This is a genomic window from Pseudomonas sp. F01002, from assembly GCF_004402115.1.
Classification (GTDB): Bacteria; Pseudomonadota; Gammaproteobacteria; order Pseudomonadales; family Pseudomonadaceae; genus Aquipseudomonas; species Aquipseudomonas frigoris.
The window spans coordinates 64415-73087 of record NZ_SOPU01000015.1; the positions used below are offsets into that span (position 1 = coordinate 64415).

An 8673-nucleotide genomic window follows, 5' to 3' on the forward strand; every position below is an offset into this window, starting at 1 on the left:
TGTCCGCAAATCCCAGCAGATAGCTGATCTCGCTCAACGAGCATTGCGGATCACGTAAATGCAGCAGCGCCAGGTTCTCGCGGCTTTCGTTGAGCAATGTATCAAAGCGGTAACCCTCGTCCGCCAGATGCCGTTGCAGGCTGCGCAAACTCAGGTGCAGAGCCTGGGCGATGTGTTCGGCGCTGGGCTCGCCTTCCGGCAATTGCTCCTCAATGGCGTCGCGAACCTTGCGTTCCCAGGTCAGGGGTTTGAGTTGTGCGAGGGTGCGTTTGAGCACGGCTTCGTTGTGCTCGGCCAGTTCCGGGTTGGCGTCGTCCAGGTGGCTGTCGAAGTCCGCGACGGCGAATTCCAGTCGGTCTTCATCGGCGGCGAAGTACACCGGTGAGCGGAAGACTTTGTGCCATTGATGCGGGTCCGCCGGTTCCGGGCGGCGCAGGTACACCGCCAGCGGGGCGTAATCGCGGCCCAGGCGATTGCGGCAGGTGCGTACGTAAATTGCCGTGAAGGCGTCGATGGCTTCGAAGGCCGGGGCCGGATTGCCTGGCGGGATTTTCAGGCGGAACCGGTAGCGGTCCTCGGCGCGAGTCAGTTCCAGATCCAGGGCATCGCTGACCACTTGGTGATAACGCACGATGCGCTCGAACACTTCTCGCAGACTGCCGCTGGCGACCAGCGCATAACCGAGTGCGTGAAACGTGGTGGGGCTGACGAAGCGCGATACCCGCAAACCAATCGCCGGGTCGCCGCTGACTTGCACTGCGATTTCCCACAGGCGCGTGGTGCCGGACAACGGGTAACGGGCGTTCGGGTCGTCCATCAGTCGCGGGTCGAGCCCCGCCTGTTGGCACAGGGCGGTGCTGTCGAGGCCCAGCGCATCGAGTTGCTTGCGCAGGGCGCGGGTCCAGCTGGCGAGGGAGGTCGGTTCAGTCATGCTGATTGGCGCTTCCGGTCAACAGGTTGGCGTTCACGGCTACCGCTTTGCGAGGGTTCACAAGGCAGGATGCGAACATCAATAACCAGAGGATGGAAGCATGCACGGTACTTCTGCAAGTCCCCAGCGACTGAATGCAGCACAACGATCAGCGCATATTCGTGAAGTGGTGCTGGCCAAGGGGGTCGAACTGCGTCAGCGCTACCCGATTCTCAACCATCAGGACGCCTTGGGCGCGGGCATTCTGGCCTTCGCGCTGGTCGGCATGATTGGCTCGGCAACGCTCTACATGACCGGGCACATGGCGTGGTGGGCATGCCTGTTGCTCAACGCATTTTTTGCCTCGCTGACCCACGAGCTGGAACACGACCTGATTCATAGCATGTACTTCCGCAAACAACGCATGCCGCACAACCTGATGATGGGATTGGTGTGGCTGGCGCGGCCGAGCACGATCAATCCGTGGATTCGTCGGCATCTGCACCTCAATCACCACAAGGTCTCCGGCACGGAATCCGACATGGAAGAGCGCGCCATCACCAACGGCGAGCCTTGGGGTTTCGCGCGGCTGTTGATGGTCGGCGACAACGTGATGTCGGCGTTCATCCGCATGCTGCGGGCCAAGACCTGGGCTCACAAGATCAGCATCATCAAGCGCACCCTGAGGGTCTACGCGCCACTGGCGCTGGTGCATTGGGGGGCTTGGTACATGTTTCTCGGCTTTCACGCGGCGAACGGCATTGCTCATCTGCTGGGTACGCCTATCGAATGGTCGGCCACTACTTTGTCGGTGATCCAGGTCATCGATATCGCTGCCGTGGTGATCATCGGCCCGAACGTGTTGCGTACCTTTTGCCTGCATTTCGTCAGCTCGAACATGCACTACTACGGTGACGTGGAGCCGGGCAACGTGATTCAGCAGACCCAGGTGCTGAACCCTTGGTGGATGTGGCCGTTGCAGGCGTTCTGCTTCAACTTCGGCAGCACTCACGGGATTCATCATTTTGTAGTGAAGGAACCGTTTTACATCCGTCAGATGACCGTGTCGGTGGCGCATAAAGCGATGCGCGAGATGGGTGTGCGGTTCAATGATTTCGGGACGTTTGGGCGGGCGAATCGATTTGTGCGCAAGGAAGCAACAGAGGCGCAGGAGGTGCGTGCCGCTCAGGCTTGATCGATGTGTCCTGAAACTCAAGATAACGAATTTCGTCATCAATCTGACCCAATAGGGCGATACGTTATGACGCAAGCAGGGTTGCTTGGTGGTGACAGTATCGCTGATTGATATATGCATTTTGGATCTAATAAAGTAATTAAATATTCCTTTATTGGATATGCATTTCAGCCAATCATCGCATTATCAAATTTTGAGTTTCCGGGGCCGTCTCCTTGGCAGGGTGCGGTCCCTTTTTTTGTCCATTCAAAACTGCCGCATATTCCTTATAGGTCTTAATAAATAGCTTCTTATTCCTTAGCGAATATAACTCTCCTCCCTATACTTGCTCGGGAACAGACACGCAGCAGGAGAGTTCCCCCATGCGCAACGAATCAATTCGCTACCTGATTGTGCCGGGCTGGCAAGGATCGCCAGAAGATCATTGGCAAAGCCATTGGCAGAACAGCCTGCCGAACAGCGCGCGGGTGGAACAGGCCGACTGGCTGACGCCGCGTCGTGAAGACTGGGTCGCGGCACTGGCTGAGGCGATTGCCGCCGACAGCACGCCGGTGATCCTGATCGCCCATAGCCTGGGTTGCATTACGGTCGCGCATTGGGCTGCCACCGCGTCCGTGCAATTTTTGCGTCAGGTTCGCGGCGCCTTGCTGGTCGCCCCGGCGGACGTCGAGCGTGCGGCCTGTGCACCGGCCCTGCGCAATTTCGCACCGATTCCGACAAACCTGCTGCCGTTCCCGAGTCAGGTGGTCAGCTCCGACAACGACAGCGCCGTGAGCACACCGCGTGCATTGGAACTGGCACGTCACTGGGGCGCCGAGGCGGGGATTTTGTCGGGTGCCGGGCACATCAACGTGAAGTCCGGTCACCAGCGCTGGGAGCAGGGTTTTGCCTATCTCTATCGCCTGCAAAACCGAATGGAACACCACGCCCTGCGCCGCGCTTGAACCTTTTCTTTTTTGCTTTTGTTTTTTAAAACAACGCCCCCCGTCTCCCGGCGGTTTAGGGCGGGAGTCTGCCATGAGTTTTGAAGCCTTCGGTCAGCCGCTGTTGACCTTCCCCGACGCAGAAAAAAGTCCCCTGAGCATTCGCGCCAAGGCGCTGGTGTTTGTCGATCCGCGTTCCCGTCAGCTACGCCAGGAGCTGGAGTTATTGGCACCGCGCTCGATCTCGGTGTTGATCCGTGGCGAAACCGGCAGCGGCAAGGAATTGCTCGCGCGGCACATCCATCGTGCGAGTGATCGCGGCGGGTTGTTCGTGTCGGTCAACTGCGGCGCGATCAGTCCGACTTACGCCGATGCTGAATTGTTCGGTTATGCCGCTGGCAGTTACAGCGGTTCGGCCAGCAGTCGTGCTGGCTGGTTCGGTTCTGCCAACGGCGGGACGCTTTATCTGGATGAAATCGGCGACTTGCCGCTACCGATCCAGATCAAATTGCTCGCGGCACTGGAAAACCACGAAGTCACTCGTGTCGGCGCTCACCAACCGAGCCCGGTGGACGTGCGCCTGGTGGCGGCTACCAGCATCGATCTGGCCCAAGCGGTGGCCGCCGGAAAATTCCATGAGCGGCTCTACCACTACCTCAGCGAAGGCCAGCTCGAACTGCCGGCCTTGCGTGAACGGGTGGGCGATATTCTGTCGCTGTCGGAATATTTCCTGGGCATCTATAGCCAACGCCTGGACCTGCCGGTGCCGGTGCCGCTGATCAGCGAAGCCGCGCAGCATTTGTTAGAGCAACACAGTTGGCCGGGCAACACCCGGGAGCTGGAAAACGTCATTCACTTTGCGTTGTTGGTCAGCACCGGCGATGAGATTTTGCCCGAGCATTTGAATCTGCCCGAGGCACCGCCGTCATTGGTGCAGATCGAGCGGCAACTGAAGCAGATTCTCGGCAGCGGTTCCACCGCAGAGAAAGAAGCCTTGAAACAACTCCTCAAAAACACCGCGTTTGTGTATGAGCTGGCGCAGCCTGCGATCTTTTGATCTTGGCAATGCTCTAGATTGCCGAAGATCAATATCAAAAGATCGCAGCCTTCGGCAGCTCCTACGCCGTATGAACAAAATGGAATATGAAAGTGAATAAAAGATATTGTTCGGGAATAAAAAATCCCGGTATTGTCCGCGTCACGCCAGCGATAGCACTTCATTAGCACTTACAAAAACCACTCGTAATAAACAAGCCGTCGTCGATCACGACCGCGATTTTCGATAAGGACACTGCATGAAAAAGGTTCTGTTGTTCACCGCATTGGCGGCTGCCCTGACCGCGGGCCTGGCCCAGGCTGGCGAGAAACTGGTGGTTGCGGCGACCCCGGTTCCACACGCCGAGATTCTGGAACTGATCAAACCAACCCTCGCCAAAGAAGGCGTGGATCTGGAAATCAAAGTCTTCACCGACTACGTTCAGCCGAACGTACAAGTCGACCAGAAGCGTCTGGATGCCAACTACTTCCAGACCCTGCCGTACCTGAAGAGCTTCAATGAAGGCAAAGGCACCAACCTGGTGACCGTGATCGGCGTGCACGTCGAACCGTTCGGCGGCTACTCGAAGAAAGTCAAAACCCTGGCTGAGCTGAAAGACGGCGCAACCATCGCTATCCCGAACGAAGGCAGCAACAGCGGCCGTGCCCTGATCCTGCTGCAGAAGGCTGGCCTGATCGAGTTGAAAGACCCGAAAAACGCTCTGGCCACCCCGAAAGACATTGCCAAGAACCCGCACAACTTCAAGTTCAAGGAACTGGAATCGGCCATGCTGCCGCGTGTTCTGGACCAGGTCGACCTGGACATGATCAACACCAACTACGCGCTGGAAGCCGGTCTGAACCCGGCTAAAGACGCGCTGGTGATCGAAGGTGCAGATTCACCTTACGTGAACTTCCTGGTAGCTCGTCCGGACAATAAGGACAGCATTGCCATCCAGAAACTGGCCAAGGCCTTGACCAGTCCTGAAGTGAAAGCATTCATCGAGAAGAAGTACAGCGGCGCGGTATTGCCGGCGTTCTGATTCGACGCAGCATCAAACCCTTCAAGGTTTCAAACGCCGACGGCTGGTATAGCTTCGGCGTTTTTTATTGCGCCAAAATCAAAAGATCGCAGCCTCGTTTCACTCGACAGCTCCTACATTGAAATGCGCATTCCCTGTAGGAGCTGTCGAGTGAAACGAGGCTGCGATCTTTTGCTTTAAGGTTTAGGCCACCCTGGCCTTCAAAGCCCTGCGCAACGCCATCAACAACTTCACGATGTCCTGCGGATCCAGCCGCTGTGGCACTTTTACGTCAGCCATTTTCTCTTCCTTGTGATGGTTCGGCCGGGGAGTCTGGCCAAAAGCTGTGCATCCTTGGAGGGGTATTCTGAAAAAAAGATCCTTCCTACAGCGCAAAGAAAAATAGTCGTCTTCCGCTGCCGCAGCAAATTCGGAGGATAGTTTTTTGCGTGATATCAATATGCTTTAACGGTATTTAAATTCTTCTTTTTATACCTTTAAAGTCGGTGCCTGCCGGGTAGTTATCCACTGCCCATGGACTGCACCACCGTCGCTTACCCTGCGGCGTCCAGGATGTTCAATGAACTTCGATTACGCATTTATCCTCAGCACCTTGCCGGCGTTTCTTAAAGCCGTGGGCGTGACGCTGCAGGTCGGCTTTATCGCCATTGGCACGTCGTTGCTGGTGGCGCTGATCAACGCGACGATTCTGGTGTTCCGCACGCCTTACTTGCAGCGCCTGGTCGGGCTGTATGTGGAACTGGCGCGCAACACGCCACTGCTCATTCAACTGTTCTTCGTCTACTTCGCCTTGCCGGCGCTGGGCATCAAGGTCTCGGGCTTTGCGGCGGCGATCATCACCATGACCTTCCTCGGCGGCGCCTACCTCACCGAAGTGCTGCGTGCCGGCGTCGACGCGGTACCTCAGGCGCAGCTCGAGTCCGGGCGCTCCATCGGCCTGTCCCACGGGCAATTGCTGCGCTACGTGATCCTGCCGCAAGCGGGCATCCTCAGCCTGCCTTCGCTGTTCGCCAATTTCATTTTCCTGCTTAAGGAAACCACCGTGGTCTCGGCGGTGGCGGTGCCGGAGATTCTCTACACCACCAAAAGCTACATCGCGCTCTACTACAAAACCTACGAAATGCTCGCCGTGCTGACGCTGATTTGCGTGTTGCTGTTCTTGCCGCTGTCGCTGCTGCTCAGCCGTCTGGAAAGGAGGCTCCAGCATGGCCAGTTCGGGTCTTGAGTTGCTCTGGGTGTCGTTGCCGCAACTGGGCAAGGGCGCTGCGCAAACCCTGTCGATCTCTTTCCTGAGCATCGCCATCAGTACCGTTGGCGGCGTGCTCTATGGCGTTTTGCGCACGCTGAATTCGAAATGGCTGAACGCGATCCTGCGGGTCTACCTGGAATTGTTCCGCGCAATTCCAGTGCTGGTCTGGTTGTACTTACTGTTTTTTGGTCTGCCGATTTTCTTCGGTCTGAGCATTCCGAGTTTCTGGTGCGCAGTGCTGGTGTTGTCGTTGTGGGGCGCCAGCGAAGTCGGGGAAGTGGTTCGCGGCGCGCTGCATTCGCTGCCGCGCGGGCAGCGTGAAGCGGGGTTGTCGATTGGCCTGGACGGCCCGCAACTCTACGGCTACGTGCTGCTGCCCCAAGCGCTGAAACGCATGACGCCACCGACCATCAACGTCTACACGCGCATCATCAAGACCAGCTCCCTGGCGGTGCTGATCGGCGTGGTCGACGTGATCAAGGTCGGTCAGCAGATCATCGAACGCACCTACGAATCAGTGCTGATCTACGGCGCACTGTTCCTGTTTTTCTTTTTCATCTGCTACCCGCTGTCGGCCGCCTCGCGCGTGCTGGAGCGGCGCTGGACGCAAGCATGAGCGCATTGATCGAGTTCAAGGGTTTCAACAAGTTTTTCGGCGAGCAGCAGGTGCTCAAAGAGATCGACCTGCAAGTGAAGTCAGGCGAAGTGATCGTCATCCTCGGCCCCAGCGGTTGCGGTAAAAGCACCTTGCTGCGTTGCCTCAACGGTCTTGAAGTCGCCCACAGCGGCAGCTTGAATTTTGCCGGTCGTGAGTTGCTGGACAAAGGCACCGACTGGCGCGACGTGCGGCAGCAGATCGGCATGGTGTTCCAGAGTTACCACCTGTTTCCGCACATGAGCGTGCTCGACAACCTGCTGCTCGGCCCGGTCAAAGTGCAGAAGCGCGACCGCCGCGAGGCCCGTGCCCAGGCCGAAGCGTTGCTTGAGCGTGTGGGCCTTTCGGACAAGCGCGATGCCTTCGCGCGTCAGCTCTCTGGTGGCCAGCAGCAACGCATCGCCATCGTCCGTTCGCTGTGCATGAACCCGAAAGTCATGTTGTTCGATGAAGTCACCGCCGCCCTCGACCCGGAAATGGTCAAGGAAGTGCTGGAAGTTATCCAGGGCCTGGCCCGCGAGGGCATGACCCTGTTGATCGTCACCCACGAAATGGCTTTTGCCCGCGCCGTGGCTGACCGCATTGTGTTCATGGATGCCGGGCGAATCCTCGAACAAAACCCTCCCGAGATTTTCTTTACGAACCCGCAAACCGCACGAGCGCAGCAGTTCCTGGAGAAGTTCTCCTACGTCGCCGCACTACCCAAAACGACTCAAACAAAGGAACTGGAACTGCTATGAAAACTGCCAAGTCTTCTCTGCTGCTACTCCCGCTGCTCGGCCTCGCGTTGCTGGCCGGTTGCAACAAAACCGAAGAACCCGCCAAACCGGCGGCCACCAGTGCCAGTTATCTGGAAAAAATCAAAGCCCGGGACAAGTTGATCGTCGGTGTCTTCACCGATAAACCGCCGTTTGGTTTCGTCAATGAAGCCGGGCGTTATGTCGGTTTCGATACCGACATCGGCCGTCAATTCGCCAAAGACCTGCTAGGCGATGAGAACAAGGTCGAGTTCGTCGCGGTAGAACCGGCGAGCCGGATTCCGTTCCTGCAAAGCGACAAGGTCGATTTGATTCTGGCCAACATGACCGTTACCCCCGAGCGTAAGGAAGCGGTGGAATTCACCAATCCGAATCTGAAAGTCGCGGTGCAGGCGCTGGTGCCACAGGCGAGCACTGTGAAGAACCTCGATGACCTGGCAACTCGCACGACCATCGTCACCACCGGCACTACAGCCGATATCTGGCTGACCAAGAACCATCCGGACTGGAAGCTTCTGAAGTTCGAGAAAAACTCTGAATCTCTGCAAGCGTTGGCCAATGGACGCGGCGATGCGTATGCGCAGGACAATCTGGTGCTGTTCAGCTGGGCCAAGCAGAACCCTGGCTACCGCGTGCTGACCCAGACGTTGGGCGCTGAAGCACCGATTGCGCCGGCGGTGAAGAAGGGCAATATCGAGCTGCGCGATTGGGTGAATGCCGAGTTGGCGAAGCTGGGTGAAGAGAAGTTTTTGCTCAAGCTGTATGACCAATATGTGCGTAAAGAACTGAGCGATGACACCAAGCCTGAGAGTGTGATTGTCGAGGGTGGGAAGTGGCAGGGGTGATTCACTGAGCTATGCGGTGACTTTCCGATCACCATCGTCGGAACGCCGCCCGGAGCAAGC

At 57.5% G+C, this 8673-nt stretch carries 9 protein-coding genes; 8 read left to right on the forward strand and 1 reads right to left on the reverse strand.

Going from position 1 to position 8673, the window contains the following annotated elements:
- On the reverse strand, window positions 1–931 hold a 931-nt coding region (locus E3W21_RS09875), incomplete at its 3' end, for an AraC family transcriptional regulator (protein WP_134419961.1).
- 100 nt (window positions 932–1031) lie between these two features.
- Between E3W21_RS09875 and E3W21_RS09880 the strand changes: the two genes are divergently transcribed.
- From E3W21_RS09880 to E3W21_RS09915, 8 genes are all read left to right on the forward strand, one after another.
- Entirely contained in the window at window positions 1032–2105 is a 1074-nt protein-coding gene (locus E3W21_RS09880) for a fatty acid desaturase (protein ID WP_134419312.1), read from the forward strand.
- Window positions 2106–2467: 362 nt separating this feature from the next.
- Window positions 2468–3049: an alpha/beta hydrolase gene (locus tag E3W21_RS09885; protein ID WP_134419318.1), complete on the forward strand. Its 582-nt coding sequence runs from the start codon at window positions 2468–2470 to the stop codon at window positions 3047–3049.
- A 73-nt stretch (window positions 3050–3122) separates the two neighbouring features.
- Complete coding sequence (locus E3W21_RS09890; protein ID WP_134419325.1) at window positions 3123–4085, forward strand: sigma 54-interacting transcriptional regulator; 963 nt, start codon at window positions 3123–3125, stop codon at window positions 4083–4085.
- A 238-nt stretch (window positions 4086–4323) separates the two neighbouring features.
- A complete protein-coding gene (locus E3W21_RS09895) occupies window positions 4324–5106 on the forward strand; it encodes a MetQ/NlpA family ABC transporter substrate-binding protein (RefSeq protein ID WP_134419332.1) in 783 nt (260 codons plus the stop codon).
- 559 nt (window positions 5107–5665) lie between these two features.
- Entirely contained in the window at window positions 5666–6331 is a 666-nt protein-coding gene (locus E3W21_RS09900) for an amino acid ABC transporter permease (RefSeq protein WP_008148239.1), read from the forward strand.
- Window positions 6312–6971, forward strand: a complete 660-nt coding sequence (locus E3W21_RS09905; RefSeq protein ID WP_046047295.1) for an amino acid ABC transporter permease — start codon at window positions 6312–6314, stop codon at window positions 6969–6971. Before E3W21_RS09900 ends, E3W21_RS09905 begins: the two co-directional genes overlap by 20 nt.
- On the forward strand, window positions 6968–7750 hold the full coding sequence (locus E3W21_RS09910) for an amino acid ABC transporter ATP-binding protein (RefSeq protein ID WP_134419339.1): 783 nt from the start codon (window positions 6968–6970) through the stop codon (window positions 7748–7750). The genes E3W21_RS09905 and E3W21_RS09910 overlap by 4 nt, the downstream gene beginning before the upstream one ends.
- Entirely contained in the window at window positions 7747–8613 is an 867-nt protein-coding gene (locus E3W21_RS09915) for a transporter substrate-binding domain-containing protein (protein WP_134419346.1), read from the forward strand. The genes E3W21_RS09910 and E3W21_RS09915 overlap by 4 nt, the downstream gene beginning before the upstream one ends.
- Window positions 8614–8673: the final 60 nt, after the last annotated feature.